The sequence below is a fragment of the Pseudomonas sp. BF-R-19 genome (assembly GCF_019956445.1).
Lineage (GTDB): Bacteria > Pseudomonadota > Gammaproteobacteria > Pseudomonadales > Pseudomonadaceae > Aquipseudomonas > Aquipseudomonas fluorescens_BH.
In genome coordinates this window covers 1-16,098 of sequence record NZ_JAHBDN010000038.1, presented here as the reverse complement: position 1 = coordinate 16,098, position 16,098 = coordinate 1, and the positions used below count along the sequence as shown (strand labels likewise).

At 55.4% G+C, this 16,098-nt stretch carries 17 protein-coding genes and 2 pseudogenes; 8 read left to right on the top strand and 11 right to left on the bottom strand.

The genetic code is table 11. The annotated features are described in order from the left end of the window. The first annotated feature begins 196 nt into the window (after nt 1-196). On the top strand, nt 197-472 hold the full coding sequence (locus tag KGB28_RS07910) for a hypothetical protein (RefSeq protein WP_223443980.1): 276 nt from the start codon (nt 197-199) through the stop codon (nt 470-472). Nucleotides 473-920: 448 nt separating this feature from the next. Here KGB28_RS07910 and KGB28_RS07905 read toward each other — a convergent pair. Next, a pseudogene (locus KGB28_RS07905) lies at nt 921-1,160 on the bottom strand (cytochrome d ubiquinol oxidase subunit II); the annotation flags it as partial. Between the two features lie 502 nt (nt 1,161-1,662). Here KGB28_RS07905 and KGB28_RS07900 point away from each other — a divergent pair. The 6 genes from KGB28_RS07900 to KGB28_RS07875 all read left to right on the top strand — a co-directional run bounded on the left by KGB28_RS07900 (nt 1,663) and on the right by KGB28_RS07875 (nt 8,104). Next, complete coding sequence (locus KGB28_RS07900; protein ID WP_223443971.1) at nt 1,663-2,268, top strand: hypothetical protein; 606 nt, start codon at nt 1,663-1,665, stop codon at nt 2,266-2,268. Nucleotides 2,269-2,633: 365 nt separating this feature from the next. Next, nucleotides 2,634-3,425 (top strand): HpcH/HpaI aldolase family protein, encoded by a 792-nt coding sequence (locus KGB28_RS07895; RefSeq protein ID WP_223443969.1) that lies wholly within the window; start codon nt 2,634-2,636, stop codon nt 3,423-3,425. A gap of 68 nt (nt 3,426-3,493) precedes the next feature. Next, the gene (locus KGB28_RS07890) at nt 3,494-4,414 is read left to right on the top strand and encodes a branched-chain amino acid transaminase (RefSeq protein WP_223443967.1); all 921 of its coding nucleotides are present in this window, start codon (nt 3,494-3,496) and stop codon (nt 4,412-4,414) included. Between the two features lie 93 nt (nt 4,415-4,507). Then, the gene (gene mdeB, locus KGB28_RS07885) at nt 4,508-7,216 is read left to right on the top strand and encodes an alpha-ketoglutarate dehydrogenase (RefSeq protein ID WP_223443965.1); all 2,709 of its coding nucleotides are present in this window, start codon (nt 4,508-4,510) and stop codon (nt 7,214-7,216) included. Between the two features lie 94 nt (nt 7,217-7,310). Next, complete coding sequence (locus KGB28_RS07880) at nt 7,311-7,442, top strand: E3 binding domain-containing protein (RefSeq protein ID WP_223443963.1); 132 nt, start codon at nt 7,311-7,313, stop codon at nt 7,440-7,442. Nucleotides 7,443-7,591: 149 nt separating this feature from the next. Next, the gene (locus KGB28_RS07875; protein ID WP_223443961.1) at nt 7,592-8,104 is read left to right on the top strand and encodes an Lrp/AsnC family transcriptional regulator; all 513 of its coding nucleotides are present in this window, start codon (nt 7,592-7,594) and stop codon (nt 8,102-8,104) included. A gap of 235 nt (nt 8,105-8,339) precedes the next feature. Here KGB28_RS07875 and KGB28_RS07870 read toward each other — a convergent pair whose 3' ends face one another. Next, entirely contained in the window at nt 8,340-8,534 is a 195-nt protein-coding gene (locus tag KGB28_RS07870) for a hypothetical protein (protein ID WP_150723672.1), read from the bottom strand. Nucleotides 8,535-8,626: 92 nt separating this feature from the next. Continuing rightward, nucleotides 8,627-9,469 carry an NAD(P)H-binding protein gene (locus KGB28_RS07865; RefSeq protein ID WP_223443960.1) on the bottom strand — a complete coding sequence of 281 codons (843 nt, stop codon included), beginning with the start codon at nt 9,467-9,469 and terminating at the stop codon, nt 8,627-8,629. A 178-nt stretch (nt 9,470-9,647) separates the two neighbouring features. Here KGB28_RS07865 and KGB28_RS07860 point away from each other — a divergent pair, with 178 nt between their 5' ends. Continuing rightward, nucleotides 9,648-10,313 carry a TetR/AcrR family transcriptional regulator gene (locus KGB28_RS07860; protein ID WP_223443958.1) on the top strand — a complete coding sequence of 222 codons (666 nt, stop codon included), beginning with the start codon at nt 9,648-9,650 and terminating at the stop codon, nt 10,311-10,313. 25 nt (nt 10,314-10,338) lie between these two features. Here the strand turns inward: KGB28_RS07860 and KGB28_RS07855 are convergent, their stop codons facing one another. The 8 genes and pseudogenes from KGB28_RS07855 to KGB28_RS07820 form a co-directional block, all read right to left on the bottom strand. Next, nucleotides 10,339-10,623, bottom strand: coding sequence for a hypothetical protein (locus tag KGB28_RS07855; protein ID WP_223443956.1), 285 nt, complete (start codon nt 10,621-10,623; stop codon nt 10,339-10,341). A gap of 207 nt (nt 10,624-10,830) precedes the next feature. Then, entirely contained in the window at nt 10,831-11,061 is a 231-nt protein-coding gene (locus KGB28_RS07850; protein WP_057714650.1) for a hypothetical protein, read from the bottom strand. 129 nt (nt 11,062-11,190) lie between these two features. Next, entirely contained in the window at nt 11,191-11,412 is a 222-nt protein-coding gene (locus tag KGB28_RS07845) for a hypothetical protein (protein WP_223443953.1), read from the bottom strand. A gap of 126 nt (nt 11,413-11,538) precedes the next feature. After that, nucleotides 11,539-12,618, bottom strand: coding sequence for a molybdenum ABC transporter ATP-binding protein (gene modC / locus KGB28_RS07840; protein ID WP_223443952.1), 1,080 nt, complete (start codon nt 12,616-12,618; stop codon nt 11,539-11,541). Nucleotides 12,619-12,621: 3 nt separating this feature from the next. Beyond that, nucleotides 12,622-13,302, bottom strand: coding sequence for a molybdate ABC transporter permease subunit (gene modB, locus KGB28_RS07835; protein WP_223443950.1), 681 nt, complete (start codon nt 13,300-13,302; stop codon nt 12,622-12,624). Further along, a complete protein-coding gene (gene modA, locus KGB28_RS07830; protein ID WP_223443941.1) occupies nt 13,303-14,070 on the bottom strand; it encodes a molybdate ABC transporter substrate-binding protein in 768 nt (255 codons plus the stop codon). Between the two features lie 122 nt (nt 14,071-14,192). After that, entirely contained in the window at nt 14,193-15,260 is a 1,068-nt protein-coding gene (locus tag KGB28_RS07825; RefSeq protein ID WP_223443939.1) for an NAD(P)H-dependent flavin oxidoreductase, read from the bottom strand. Between the two features lie 104 nt (nt 15,261-15,364). Continuing rightward, nucleotides 15,365-16,098 (bottom strand): annotated as a pseudogene (locus KGB28_RS07820) (autotransporter); the annotation flags it as partial.

Below are 16,098 nucleotides of genomic sequence, written 5' to 3'. Positions count from 1 at the left end.
GAGATATTCGATCAGGAACAAATCTTCGTAGACGCTGCTTGACCATAGTGGCCAATTGGCTGTGAATTAACCCCATTATGTCGATCTTGCGCGTTATGAGAGGCGACTTCAGAAGCCTGGCCATTGAGCTGGGCTTTTTCTTGCTTAGATTTTTTTCAGCCTTTACGCTAGCGACTGTCGTCGTGGAGTAGCGTAAATGGGCTTAATTGAAGTAAAGCAGCGTGACGTCATTCAAATTCAAAGCCTGAAGAGCAAATGGGTTGAGGGAGTAACGATTCCAGCAAACCCTCCGAAGTTGCTTTGGGTGGTTTATGAAGGGGAGAAGATTGCAGGAATCTTTTCCAATTGGGAGGAGGCGAGCATCCTTGTTGGCGCGCTTTATTGGGCGCAGCAAACGAGGCAGTTTTTGCGCGATAAGGAGCTGGAAGTGGAAAAGAAGAATCCTGGCACCAGCCCCAAGCCAGGTGATTAATAGCCTCGAAGCCACAAAGAAGTATCGCACCAAGCCTCGGTATAACGCCGGGGCTTTTTATTTTCTGCTCCCGCATCGGGAGGACCGCATCAAACCTTCCTCGCAACATCGCCACCGACATCGATGTGCCGTCCTGCGTAACGATCAGCCGCGTCGAGCAGATGCAGCACCAAAATTTGCCCATCTCAAACGTCTCGCTCGTCCATAAGTCGTGTGCCAGTCACCCGCTGCCTGATCAAGCAGGCAAGATCCATCGCATCCCGAAGGTCGGTACCAAGCGGATGATTTGCTTTTTTACCGGACCTGTCAGAGCGTTCCCAGGGTCAACTCCATCGCCAGTGCAGCGGACAACGCCAGCATCATCAGCAACGCGATAAACATCATGCCCAACTGAGCGACCTGCTTATAAAGGGGCATCGGCCTTTTTGTGATTCGAGCAATTGATTTATCAGAGGAAGCCATCATCAATTCTCACTTTTCCGCGGAACACGTAATAGCCCAATAAGGCGTACATCAGGATCACCGGCAGGATGAACGGAGCGCTGATCAGGGCGAACAGCCGACTGGAGGCCGGTGATGCCGCCGCCCACAGGCTGGCGGATGGCGGGATGATGTTCGGCCAGATGCTCGGTGCCTGGCCGATGTAAGCGAGGAACATCAGCACCAGGGTGAACAAAAACGGCCAGTGCGGCCTTGTGGTCGGTAAGGAGCATCGCACAGGGCGGGCTTGACCTGAGCAGCAAGGCAATGGAGTTGCATGGCGGTGTCACGCGTTTCATTTTTCACCCCTCGCGTCATGCCGAATCTGGCGAGCCCCGCCGTCATCCATGATGTCCGGGACGACAGCTGTTGCGGGTACCAGGGGGTAGTGCAACTAATGAGCCATTTCAATAGGGCGAAGAAAAAGCTCAAATGAATTAACAGGCTGTTTCTGAGTGTTTCAGGCGAGAGTAAGGGTGAAGGGAGGGGACATTCCTCAAATTAGGTGGTAAACGCCCGGTTGGGTGGGTGTAATGCCCCAATTATGGAGATAGTAGCCGTCACCTTCATCCCGTTACGCTTGCGAATGTAGTGCTAAGGGTGACGCGGTCAAGATAGATATCTTCTGATGTTTTTGCCTGCACCTGCCTGACTCTGGCTCCTTGCAGTAAACGAAGGGCATCTTGTGCCCTTATTTTTGAGGATGATGAATGAAACAAGGACAAGTTTTGCTGTTGGCTTTGTTGTTTATGTTTTTGACAGGTTGCACGACTACGCCACCAAAAGATCAAAGCAATCTCTGCAGTATTTACCGTGAGTATCCCGACTGGTATGAGGACTCGCTGCAGATGCAGAGTGAATATGGAACGCCTCTGCATGTGGCCATGGCGATCATGAAGCAGGAAAGCAGCTACGTAGCGGACGCATTGCCGCCTCGTGACTACCTGCTCTGGGTGATCCCCTGGGGGCGAGTCAGTTCCGCCTACGGTTATGCGCAGGCTCAAGACCCGGTGTGGGGTGAGTACAAGGACAATACGGGCAACGGTGGTTCGCGTGACAGCTTCGACGACGCGATCATGTTTATCGGTTGGTACGCCACTGGCACTCAGCGTCAGCTCGGTATCTCCCAATGGGACACCTACAATCAGTACCTGGCTTACCACGAGGGGCGTGGGGGTTTTAGCCGCAATTCCTATCGCGGTAAACCGTGGCTGATGCTGGTTGCCCAGAAAGTGCAAAAACAGTCAGAGATTTACAGCGCGCAACTCAAGCAATGCCGCCAGGAACTGGAAGATGATCGGAGTGGGTGGTTTTAGCGTGGCAGATGGGTGATTACCCCGACGTATTGTGCGACTAGACCGGATGCGTCGAACTGACCTTTACTGCCAAGATCTCTCGATTCAACGATTTCTGTCGTTACAAATAACCCAGATGTACTCAATGGTTTTGGCATGTCGGTGAACTGAAAACGTCTATGTGAGTTTGGGCGTGAGTTCGGCTTCGGCGGCATTCCACTGAAATTCACCGACATCAGCATGACGATTTCGCGGATACCAAATAAGTGGGATGAATGTTCTGTCGCATGTCGTTTCTGTTAATGAAAATGCGCAAAAAATACCCTTGGTATTTGCCTAACATGAGCCATCGATTACCGTCGCATCACGATGCCAGGAGATCTGCCATGGGCTTTGTAAATCCAATCAAGCACAGTTTGAAAAACGCTAATCCAACCCTCGGTTGCTGGCTGACGCTCGCGAGCCCTGCGGTCGCTGAATTGATTGCTCATTGCGGTTTTGATTGGTTGGTCATCGATGCCGAGCACGGCCCTAGTGATACCCAGGATATTGCTGCTCAACTTAGAGCCATTGATGCGGCGGCTTTTAATGGGGCAAGAGCCGTAGGTGCAGTGCGAGTAACCGCCAATGATCCCTCTTTGGTCAAGCGCGCCATGGATTGTGGGGCACAGACTATTGTCTTCCCGAACATTAACAGTGCGGCTGATGCGCAAGCCGCAGTGGCATCAATGTTATTCCCGCTACCAGATCAAAGTGGTGCCAGAGGCGTCGCTGGAATGGTCAGGGCGGGGGCGTATGGGCTGGACAGTAACTATGTCAAAGACGCAAACAACCAGGCTTGTGCCATTGTCCTGATCGAGTCAGTGGAAGGGCTAGAGAACGTCGACTCTATAGCTCAAGTCGAGGGCGTTGACTGCCTGTTCATTGGTACGGCTGATTTGTCTGCAAGCATGGAGCTACTGGGGCAGACCGGGCACGATGATGTCAAGGCTGCGGTAGTGAGCGTCTTGACAGCTGCCCGCAAGCATTCCAAGGCAGTAGGAATCTTTGCGACTTCGGTGGAAGAAGCACGCCAGTACAGGGAAAAGGGTGTGACCTTTATCGCGCTTCACTCTGATACAGGTTGGTTGACCAAGGGGGCGACAGACGCCTTGGATGCTCTCAACTTAAAAAGATAATACCTATTCAATATCGAGTGGTATCGATGTCTATTTGTTGTTTTCATTGTTTGTATCGGAGGTTGTAAATGTCGATGTCAGATCGTGATGGGAAAATCTGGAAAGATGGCGAGTTAGTTGAATGGCGTGAAGCCAAAGCTCATATTTTGACCCGTACACTTCATTATGGCATGGGCGTGTTCGAGGGTGTGCGCGCATACGAAACTGTGCGTGGCCCTGCAATCTTTCGTCTGAAAGAGCATGTTCGTCGTCTTTTTAACTCGGCTAAAATTTTTCAGCTGGAAGTTCCGTTCGACGAAGAAACTGTTCGTAACTCGTGCGAAGAAGTCATTCGAGCAAACAAGTACGACGCATGCTATCTACGTCCTTTGGTTTGGATCGGTTCAGACGTTCTGAGTATCGCAGCAAAAAACAACACAATTCATGTCGCCACCGCTGCATGGCCCATGGGATCTTACTTGGGGGAGGAGGGCATGGAAAAAGGCATTCGAGTAAAAACATCGTCTTTCACTCGCCACCACGTCAACGTTTCCATGGTGCGTGCAAAAGCTTGTGGCTATTACATCAACTCCATCCTGGCTAACCGAGAGGTTACTTCGCTCGGATTTGACGAGGCGCTATTACTCGATACCGAGGGTTATGTGAGTGAGGGGGCTGGCGAGAATATTTTCATGGTTCGAGACGGGGTTATTTACACTCCCGATCTGGCGTCTTGCCTTGATGGCATAACCCGTGACTCGGTTATGCTAATTGCTCGGGATTTGGGCTTCGAAATTCGGGAGAAACGGATCACTCGCGACGAACTGTATTGCTGCGATGAGGCGTTCTTTACAGGTACCGCTGCTGAAGTAACACCTATTCGTGAGCTCGATGGTCGGACAATCGGCACGGGCTCGCGAGGCCCTGTCACTCAGCAGCTTCAAGAGGTCTACTTCTGCGCAGTACATGGAACTAATGAAAAGTACGCTCATTGGTTGACCCATGTTTGATGGTCGGGTGACCAGGATGTCGCGGCTATTGCTGGAGCCACAGTCAACTATTCCTAATGGTGGCTAGACTTCTTGATGTGAGGTGAGATAACCATGAATAGTTCCCAGCACGGTACTCCTGAAAGTTTGGAGTTTTCCACCAGCGAAAGCGACACGCAGGAGTCTGCAGAGTGGCGTGATGCACTACTTTCCTTGATTGAAAATAGCGGCCCTGAGAGGGCTCGCGAAATCATCGATGAGCTGGTCAGTCTTGTCCGCGATCCCGCCATTGGCTGGAAACCTACGCTGGTTACGCCCTACATCAACACCATCCCCGTGACAAAGCAGCCTGCATTCCCAGGCGATTTGGCAATCGAGGAACGCCTGTCATCGATAATTCGCTGGAATGCTCTAGCCATGGTCGTACGTGCTAACCAGGCATATGGGGACTTGGGTGGTCATATCGCCAGCTACGCGAGTGCGGCTGATTTGTTCGAGGTTGGTTTTAACCATTTCTTCAGAGCGAGGAGCGACTCTTTTGGTGGCGACCTGGTCTTCTATCAGCCTCATTCGGCACCAGGAGTTTACGCGCGAGCCTTTCTTGAGGGGCGGCTGGGAGAAGAGAACCTTCAGCATTACCGGCAGGAGATCACCGCTTCTAGCCACGGGGTACAGGGCTTGTCCAGCTATCCACACCCTTGGTTGATGCCGGACTTCTGGCAATTTCCGACAGGATCGATGGGCATCGGCCCGATTAGTTCGATCTTCCAGGCCCGATTCATGCGGTATCTTCACAATCGCGGCCTGTTAAACACATCTGAGCGAAAAGTGTGGGGCGTTTTCGGTGACGGTGAGATGGATGAGCCGGAAAGTATGTCAGCTCTTACTTTGGCTGCAAGGGAGGGGCTGGATAACCTGATCTGGGTAGTCAATTGCAATCTTCAGCGGTTAGATGGGCCGGTACGAGGTAATGGGCGAATCATCGACGAGCTGGAAGCATTGTTTGTCGGGGCTGGCTGGAACGTCATAAAACTGGTTTGGGGGTCTGATTGGGACGGGCTTTTCGCCCGTGACACTGACGGAAGCCTGGTGCGGGCCCTTTCGGAAACCGTTGATGGGCAGTTCCAGACTTTTGCGGCGAAAGACGGACGTTACAGCAGGGAACATTTCTTTGGTCAAAACGAAGCATTGGCAAAGCTTGCCCAAGGTTTCACAGACGAACAAATCGATCGGCTGAAACGTGGCGGCCACGATATGGTGAAGATCTATGCCGCCTACCACGCTGCTTCTGTTCATAAGGGTCAGCCTACCGTGGTTCTTGCCCAGACCAAAAAAGGTTATGGGATGGGCGAAGCCGGCCAAGGGAAAATGACGACTCATCAGCAAAAGAAGCTTGATCGCGAAACGCTTATCGGCTTTAGAAATCGATTCAATCTTCCTTTGACTGATGAGCAGGTTGAGACTCTCTCGTTCTACAAGCCTGCCGATGATAGTCGTGAAATTCGTTATCTCCTTGAGCGTCGGTATAGCCTTGGGGGCTTTACGCCAAGCCGGCAAACGAATGTTCCTGTGGTCGCGGTACCCGGATTGGATGTGTATGCAAGCTTTGCCACAAAAGCGCAAGGCAAGGAAATGTCCACGACTATGGCTTTTGTCAGGATGCTCAGCAGCTTGCTGAAAGATCCTGTTTTGGGACGGCGTGTGGTTCCCATTGTGGCAGATGAAGCCCGGACGTTCGGGATGGCGAATCTGTTCAAGCAAATCGGTATCTATTCCAGCGTCGGTCAGCATTATGAGCCAGAGGACATTGGCTCGATTCTGAGCTATCGGGAGGCGCTGGATGGTCAAATACTCGAAGAGGGTATCAGCGAAGCGAGTGCCATCAGCTCCTGGGTGGCAGCGGCAACCAGCTATGCCACCCATGGCCTGCCCATGCTGCCGTTCTATATCTATTACTCAATGTTCGGTTTTCAGCGAGTCGGCGACCTCATTTGGGCGGCAGCTGATCAGAGGGCTAGAGGCTTTCTGCTCGGAGCCACGGCAGGCCGTACAACCTTGGGCGGGGAAGGTTTGCAGCATCAAGATGGCAGTAGCCATCTGATGGCTGCTCTGGTGCCAAATTGCAGAGCTTATGACCCCGCATTCGCTGGTGAATTTGCCGTAATTCTAGACCATGGCATGCGTCAAATGCTGGAGGAACAGGTTGATGAGTTCTACTACGTCACCCTTATGAACGAGAACTACGCTCAGCCTAGCCTGCCGACTGATGTTGAGAAAGACATCATCAAAGGCATGTACCTCTTCTCAGAACAAAAGTGTGGAACGGAATCGAACAAAGTCCGGCTGCTCGGATCAGGAACCATCTTGCGAGAAGTGATGGCTGCAGCAGAACTCCTGAGCACAGATTGGCAGGTCGATTCCGAGGTGTGGAGTGTCACGAGTTTTACAGAGCTCGCCAGGGACGCCAGAGGAGTAGAACGTTGGAACCGGCATCATCCTGAAGGCGATCAGAAGACTAGCCATGTGGGTGAGTGTTTGCCGAAGGGGACTCCAATCATTGCTGCGACCGATTACGTGCGCGCGCTTGCGCAACTTATTGGTTCCTATGTTGAGGATCACTATGTCGTTCTGGGTACCGATGGTTTTGGACGCAGCGATACTCGCACAGCTTTACGCAAATTCTTTGAAGTCGACCGTCATCAGATAGTCCTGAGCGCCCTGTGGAGTTTGGTGCACGAAGGGAAACTTAGTGCTGAAATCTGCTCTCGTGCAATTGAAAAATACGACATTGGATTTGACGAAACAGCCCCTTGGGAATGTTGATGTGAGTTTGTGAAGGGGCATTGAAATTGCTTTCGCCCATTATTTCCATTAACGCTGTCAGGCAGACATTGAGAAAGTAGTTTTCAATGAAATTTTGCCGTTCGCTTCACCATCAGTTCGTAAGTTAGCCCGGGAGCTTGGGGTGCCACTGAATGAAATTAATTATACGTCAGGACTTCGGAGTTTGAGCAAACGTAGCCTTTGCCGCGCTTCGGGCTTAAACTGATATTATTGCTTAACCGAGAACTAGTCCCTTGTGAGGTCGTTTCAAGGCAGCGGGCTCCCAGCCCAGTGCAGTATGCGAACCGGTGGGAAGATACTACGGCTTTCTTGAAAAAAAACTTATGCTAAGATCCCTTACTCTATTGAGAGGATATGGAATGTATATTCTGTATTTTTGGGGTTTTTGAAATGATCATGCCAAAGGTTAAGATAGACGCTACGGATCGCCGCATATTGACGGCTCTCCAGCGGGATGCAAGGCTGTCGAGTGCGGAGCTTGCTGAGCTGGTATCACTGAGCGCATCGCCATGTTGGAGACGGGTCAAAAGACTCGAAGAAATAGGTCTGGTGCGAGGCTACCATGCCAGCATTAATACCGAAATGCTTGGGTACGCTATTACTGCCTTTGTACAGGTATCCCTGGATAAAAAGGATACTACCCATATGAAGGCTTTCGAGGAGTCGATAACTTCTTTTGAGCAGGTTATAGCCTGCCACTGCATTTCAGGTGTTTATGATTACCAGCTAACGGTCTTGGCAACTGATTTGGCTGAATTCAGTGAGTTTGCCAGAAACAATATCAATGGTTTTCCAGGTGTCAAAGATGTTTGCACTTCCTTTGTCGTAAAGGAAGTCAAAGCGCCAGTGAATTTGATGGTCGGGTAGTAGGGAGTCTGTTTCTAACCGGTTTGAAGTACATGCTACTTACCAAACTATTGAAGAGTACAGTCTGATTGATTTCCCCTCAGGAATTAAAATTTCCCGCTCGAAAGGGTATGCTGGCTCGTTTCCGTTGTGGGGGCGTCATCTGAAATCAAGGGCTTACAAGCGAAAACTGATGCAAGCCCTTGTTTGTTTCTGCTCCATTATTTCTATCTTGATCGTGGTTGCCTGATGCTTTTCAGGATGCCGGATCTGCCTTGCGGCGATCGCTGCCGGCCGGGTTGCCGGTATCGATCAGTCTTCTTTCCAGCAGTACGTTTTCCAAGGCCTGGCGGTCTGACGGGTTCATTTGATGTTCTCGCTCCTTGAGTTCCAACAGGATCGGGCTGGACCACTGGCGGTAGGTTTGTTCAGCACTACGATTGGGTGACATGGGTACCTCCTTGATCAGGCTCCTGCCAATAAAGGCGCCGCAGTTCGATACGCCAAAAACCCTAGTCGACGAAGCGGGTTCTCGCCACTGCTTTACGTCGGACTTCCATTTCCCCAGATGCCCGTAGCGGCAGTGCGCTGTACGTAGTCGCCAAAGTCGCGGGCCGGCCGACCCAGTGCCCGCTGTACGCCATCGGCCACGGGGGTGTTGCGACCGTCGAGCACAGTCGTGAACAGATACAACACCAGATCGATCAACGCCGGGGGAAGTTGTTCCTGTTCCATCGCCTGTCGATAGGCATCCGGCGGTACGGCCACGAATTCGATGTTGCGACCAGTGGCACGGGCAATCTCGGTCACGGCTTGAGCAAAGGTCAACGCCCGAGGGCCGGTCAATTCATAGAGTTGGCCGGTGTGTCCGGGTTGGGTCAGTGCCGCGACGGCACACTCGGCGATGTCTTGCGCATCGACAAAGGGCTCGGCGACCTGGCCGACGGGGAGTGCGAGTTCACCTTGCACAATGGGTTCAAGAAAGTGTGCCTCGCTGAAGTTCTGGCAAAACCAACTGGCCCGCAGGATCGTCCAGTCAATCCCGCTGTCCTGTACGACACGTTCGGCCTGTTCCGCTTCAACTTCGCCGCGCCCGGATAACAAGACCAGTTTGCGGACTCCGCTTTTCACCGCCAGGTCGGTGAACGCCTGGATGCTTTCAAGGGCGCCTGGAACGGCGAGATCAGGTTGAAAGGAAATGTAGACCGATTGAACGCCATCGATCACCGCGTCCCAGGTTGATCGATCTTCCCAGTCGAAGGGTGGATTGGCGTCGCGGGAACCCCGGCGAACGGGCAGGCCGGCCACTTCGAGTCGTTGTGTGATGCGCCGTCCGGTTTTGCCGGTGGCGCCGAGGACCAGCGTGATTGGTTGAGCCGTTTTCATCGCGTTCATCTCCATCGGTTAATGTGAGTGATACTCATGTTTAAAAGATGATAGATCCTCATGTTTTGCCGTCAAGCCATCAAAGCAAATTCCCCGACGTGTGGCATCTGTTATTGGGCGCAGGGAGTGGCGATGCTAAGGTGAGTACATGTCACGTTATTGATCGGGAAATTCGCTCGTGCGCAAAAAGCCCTCTGAAACCCTCGAACAGCCTGCTGCGCAAGCGGTTCGACGTCATCCCACGCAGCAGCGCAGCCGCGAGCGTCAGGAGCGGATTCTGGCCATGGCCACTCAATTGATCGCGGACAAGGGCAGCGATCAACTCAAGATGAGTGAAATCGCCGAGCGCTCCGAGATCTCGATCGGTTCCCTTTATCAGTATTTTCCCGACAAGAGTTCCGTCATCCGCACGCTGGCCGAGCGCTACAACGCTGAAAGCCGCCGTTGCATTGCAGAGGCAATGGAGGCCGTCGAAGATGCCCGGGGTTTGCAGGCCGCCTATTCGCAGCTGCTCGATCAGTATTACGAGATCGTGATGGCGACACCGGTGATGCGTGACATCTGGTCCGGCATGCAAGCCGACAAGCAGTTGTTGCAGCTTGAACTGGGGGAGAGCCGGGTTGCCGGAGCGCTGCTGTCCCAGGCCATGCTTCGCGTCTATCCCGACAGCGATGAACGCCAGGTCCAGGAGTCCGCGTTTTTGATCTGGCACCTGGGGGAGGCGACCATGCGGTTGGCGGTCACTTGTGCACCCGATGAGGGGCGAGCGCTGGTCGAGGCGTTCAAGCGCATGTCCCTGCGCGAGATCATGGAGCCCGCGCGCAGGAACATCGACTCGCCGTAAAAGCCTGGCGGTTGTTTCAGTTTCCCTAAACGAAGGGTTGGCCGCCAAAGCCACGGGGCAGTCGTTGCAGGCCGGCCATCGCGGTCAGTCGCTCGGTCCAGGCTGAACGCCAGTTATTGGCGGTGAGCACGGCTTTGGCTTTGCGTGCTGCGCGGCGGGCAGCGTTGCGTTCGGTCTTGCGTGCTTCTTTGTAGGCGTCGGTGTTTCGGCAACTTCTGCACTTCACCCGATTGAGTTCGCGGGTCGATACGAGGTTATTGCCGTGGTGACCGCAGGCCAGGTGCCCGCTGACTTTGAAATGAGTGACCATTGGAACGTCTCCTTCGTGACGTGTGAGCGGTTGACTCCACGTGAGCGGCGACGTTCGATTGGTTTTGCGCAACAAAAAATCCCGACGCCAGGCCGGGTTGTAAGAAAGGATGGAAATGCAACAGGCAGCCAACGGTTCGGGGACGTCACTGTCACCGATCATGCTGCCCGGATCGGGCCTGTCCTCGCACCGCAAATCCGTGACGGATCATCTGAACCGAGGCAGAGGCCGGTCGACAGGTTTGAGAGACGACAGCGTGTGCCGGATCAGCGGCGTGTCCTTCTCGATGTCGTTCAGGCGATCACGAATTCTGAGGGCGGTGGGGTGTCCACCTTGATGATCGACCCAGTCAGCGATTTCCTTGCAGGCGGCGGCCAGGCGGGCCTGACGCGAGTCAAGCAAGGTGAGCAGGGTGGTGATGGACTCTTTTTCGGACATGGGAGACACCTCCGTTCAAGAAACCTGGGTGTGGCAGCAAAAAGCCCGCCTGGGGCGAGCTTTCTGCCGAAAGGGTTACTGATCCTTCAACTATTTCAGTATAGACCCGTTAAAAAATGGTGACGCTCGTCAACTTTGTCGGGCTGTCACTTGTGATTTAGCGTTCAACTGACGGCAAACACGCAGGGCGTCCTCTTCAACATCGTAGCCATCGCCGATAAAGCCTTGGGTGCGGGTATCGGCGATGCGGTACCAGACCGCGGCATCCGGTGGCAGGTGGTCAATTTCACCTTCACGGCGGCCATGGATGATGATCTTGTTGCAACGCTTCACGACGAAAATGTCTTCCATGGCGTCTCCGCAGCTGATTCGTGTTCAGTTCAACTATAGAAGCCATTGGTGATCGTGCAAAAAATGGACAAGTTAATTCGTCGGTTCAGGCGCTGAACGCTGTCTGGTGCAGCCGTGCCGGCGGATTTACGCCAGCACCGCGACCGCTTTTATTTGTGCCCAGAGTTGTTGACCAGGATGGACGTTCAGTTGATCGCGGGAATAACGCGTGATCCGCGCCAGCAGTGGCGTGCCTGCGGCGTCCAGGCGAATCAGCACATGGGCGGCGTTGTCGGCGTTCATTTCACTGACGACGGTGACTGGCAGGCGATTGAGAATGCTGCTGTGCCCGGCATTGTCCAGGCTCAGGCTCACATCCCGCGCCTGGACCTTGCAGCGCAGGGCCTGGCCCGCATCCATTGGCGTATGAGGCACACGAATGTCGAGGGTGGTGTCGGGCAGTTGCAGGCTGAGCAATTGATAGCCAGCGTCATAGGCGCTGACACGACCTTCGATCACCACGCCAGCGTCATCCCCCATTGCCAGCGGCAAGTCGAGGCGTGCCAGGGTCTGGCCGATCGGACCGCTGGCCAGTGCCTTGCCGTTGTTGAGCAACACGATATGGTCGGCCAGCCGCGCGACCTCATCCTGGGAGTGGCTGACGTACAGCACCGGGATGTCGAGTTCGTCGTGCAGGCGTTGCAAGTAGGGCAGGATTTCACTTTTGCGTTGGGCATCCAGCGCTGCCAGTGGCTCATCCATCAACAACAGTTTCGGGCTGGTGAGCAAGGCGCGGGCGATACCGACGCGCTGACGCTCACCGCCGGAAAGGTGTTGTGGGTGCCGGTCCAGTAAATGGCCGATGCCCAGTAACTCGGTGGCATGGGCCATGTCGACCCGACGCTGCGGCTTGGGAATGCGCTTGAGGCCGAACTCCAGATTGGCCAGCACCGACAGATGAGGAAACAGGCTGGCTTCCTGGAACACGTAGCCGAGCGCGCGTTTGTGCGGCGCGACGAAGACCCTGTTTTCGCTGTCTTGCCAGACTTCATCGTTGACCTGGATATAGCCTTGATCAGCCCGTTCCAGGCCGGCGATGCAGCGCAGGCAAGTGGTCTTGCCCGAGCCGGAGTGGCCGTAAAGCGCAGTGACGCCACGGCCCGGCAACTGCAGGTCGACGTCCAGGGCGAAGCCTGAATAACGTAGTTTCAGACGCATTTGAATCATCGATCAGCTCCAGCCCGCTTTGGTTTTACGGCTGGAATACAGCGCCAGCAGGACGACAAACGAGAACACCAGCATCGCTCCGGCCAGCCAATGGGCCTGGGCATATTCCATGGCTTCGACGTGATCGTAGATCTGCACCGAGACCACGCGGGTCTTCTCGGGAATGTTGCCGCCGATCATCAGCACCACGCCGAACTCGCCGACGGTGTGGGCGAAGCCGAGAATGGCCGCGGTAATGAAACCGGGGCGGGCCAGGGGCAGCGTCACGCTGAAAAAGGTGTCCCAGGGATTGGCCCGTAATGTCGCGGCCACTTCGAGTGGGCGCGTACCAATCGCGGAAAAAGCGTTTTGCAGCGGCTGGACCACAAACGGCATCGAATACAACACCGAACCGATGACCAGCCCCGCGAAACTGAAAGTGAGGGTGCCAAGGCCGAGCGATTGGCTGAGTTGGCCAATGAACCCGTGAGGGCCGAGCGCCAGTAACAGATAAAAACCAATCACCGTCGGCGGCAGCACCAGGGGCAGGGCGACAATCGCCCCGACCGGGCCGCGCAGCCAGGAGCGGGTGCGCGACAGCCATAGCGCAATCGGAGTGCCGACGACCAGCAGGATGACGGTCGTCAGGGACGCCAGTTTCAGGGTCAACCAGATGGCGGAAAAATCGGCACTCGATAGCGACATTTAGATTTCGTAACCGTAGGACTTGATGACAGTGGCCGCTTTCGGCCCCTTGATATAGTCAACCAGTGCCTTGGCGGCCGGGTTGTCCTTGCCCTTGTTGAGAATCACCGCGTCTTGCTTGATCGGGTCGTGCAGGCTGGCGGGAACGATCCAGGCCGAACCGCTGGTGATCTTGCCGTCCTTGTAGATCTGCGAAAGGGCGACAAAACCCAGCTCGGCGTTGCCAGTAGAGACGAACTGGTAGGCCTGGGTGATGTTCTGGCCTTCAACGATCTTGTCCTTGACCTTGTCGGTCAGGCCTTCTTTTGCCAACACCTGGGTCGCCGCCAGGCCATAAGGCGCGGCTTTCGGGTTGGCGATGGACAGGTGCTGGTACTCGTTCTTTTTCAGTACATCGCCCTTGGCATCGACGTAGCCTTCTTTGGCCGACCACAGCGCCAGGGTACCGACCGCGTAGGTGAAGCGCGAACCCTTGACGATGTCGCCTTCGGCTTCAAGTTTTTTCGGCGTGCTGTCATCTGCCGAGAGGAACACCTCGAACGGCGCGCCGTTTTTGATCTGGGTGTAGAACTGGCCGGTGGCGCCAAAGGAGGCGACCAGTTTATGCCCGGTGTCTTTTTCGAAATCAGCGGCGATGGCCTGGATGGGCGCGGTGAAGTTGGCGGCGACAGCCACCTGGACTTCGTCCGCCTGGGCTGAACCGAAGGCGAATACGGCGAGAAGGCTCGCCAGGCAGGTCGGGGCAAAACGTGAGGCACGAATGGTCATGAAACGGCTCCGTCAAAGGCAATTGCAGAAGGTTAATCGTTATGTACAAAAATATATAGCGAATTGCCTTTGAACGGAATGTGTCGCCGCAAAATTGTATACAATTTTAACGAAAGTGCTGCTCAGGGGCGACCTAGCAGTCTCGCTAATCCTTCATCAGCCAGCTTTCGAGTCAGTGCCTCGCTGGTCAAATCGACGCCGAGGGTAAATGCCTGGCCGGCCCAGAGGTTGCTGAAGTCCGCTTCACCTTTGGCCCGCAGAGGCATCAGCGCGCCACCGGCAAGGGGGAAGGCCGGGGCCTTGGCGCTCATGGGCCCCAGTTCACGCATCACCCGATTGAGAATGCCTCGGGCCGGGCGGCCGGTGAACACGTTGGTGACGGCGGTCTCGCTTTCCCTGGCGGTGCGCAAGGCTTTGTGATGGGAAGGACTGACCTTGGCTTCAGGCGTGAACAGGTACGCCGTACCCACCTGTACCGCCGAAGCCCCGAGCATGAAGGCGGCGGCGACGCCTCGTGCGTCAGCGATGCCGCCGGCGGCAATCACCGGTACTTTCACTGCATCGACGACTTGTGGCACCAGGGCGAAAGTCCCCACCTGACTGCTCAGGTCATCGCTGAGAAACATCCCGCGATGGCCTCCGGCCTCGTAGCCCATGGCAATGATTGCATCGCAGCCATGCTGCTCAAGCCACACGGCTTCTGCGACGGTGGTGGCCGAGGACAGTACCTTCGCACCGGTGGCCTTGACCCGGTCGAGCAGGGACTTTTCCGGTAGGCCAAAGTGGAAACTCACCACTTCAGGGCGAAACGCTTCGACCACTTCGCAGGCCGCATTATCGAACGGCGCCCGGTTGGACACCGGCGTTGGCGCATCGAAGTCGGCGCCGAGCTCCTGGTAGTAGGGTTGCAGCAGGTTTTTCCAGTCCCGTGCGCGTTGCTCATCCGGAGCTGGAGGCTGATGACAGAAGAAGTTTACGTTGATCGGGCGCTGGGTGTGTTGGCGGATGGTTTTGAGTTCTTCGCGCAGTTGATCCGTGCTGAGCATCGCCGCTGGCATCGAGCCCAGGCCGCCGGCATTGCAGGTGGCAATCACCATGGACGAGTTGGTGGCACCGGCCATCGGCCCCTGAATGATCGGCAGTTCGATCCCGAGCAGGTCAAGAATGCGGGTATCTGGCCATTGCTTCATGTGCTGTGTTCTCCGACGTTGAATCCGGGCAGGGACGGTAGAACAGGATTTGTAACGCAACGACTGGCGCAAGGCCAGTCGTCATTTCAGCGGCTGAGGCTATTTCAGCGTCGGTGGAAGCCGCCACCCCCACCCCCGAAGGAGCGATTCATAAACCCGGAAGAGTCGTGAAAATTGTTGAAGCGATCATTACCGAAGGAGCGCGCATCGTATTCCCGGTTGAGATTCTGGACCTGGGCAGTGTTGGCCGAATCGAGATGGGTTGCACCGCCCTGGACCATTGATTGCCAGCCGTTATCGGTCCTTTTGTAAACGTTGCCATCATGGCCGGCGTACACATTGTCGCCGACATGCGCCATACCGCCATTGCGATCATGGATACCGCCGTACTGGGTGGTGTTGCCGGTAGTGGGGTTGTAGACGGCCCCGCGATTGGCGGAGACCTGGGTGCCGGTGCGAACGTTGCCGGCCGTCACATGCTGGCCGGCAATGGCCCCGCCGCTGGGGCCGACGGCGACACCGCTGCGGCCAGCGGCGTAGTTGCCGTTGTAGACGTTATGTACTGCGCCACGCTGGCCGGCAGCGGCAATTCCGGTGCGCGAGTTATAGGAGGCACCGACCTGGCCGGCCCAGCGATTACCGGTCCAGGCGTTGTAACCGCCGCCGTAGCGGCTGACCGAAGCGCGGTCGCCCCACTGGCGGTAGATGTTGCCGGTCGTGCCGGCCCAGCCACCGGGGCCCCAGGCGACGGCGCCGCCATGATAGCCGTAAGCGACCCCGCCCCAAGGCATGGGCGCAGGGTACAGATGCGGCCCCCAGGCATAACCCCAACCGTAAT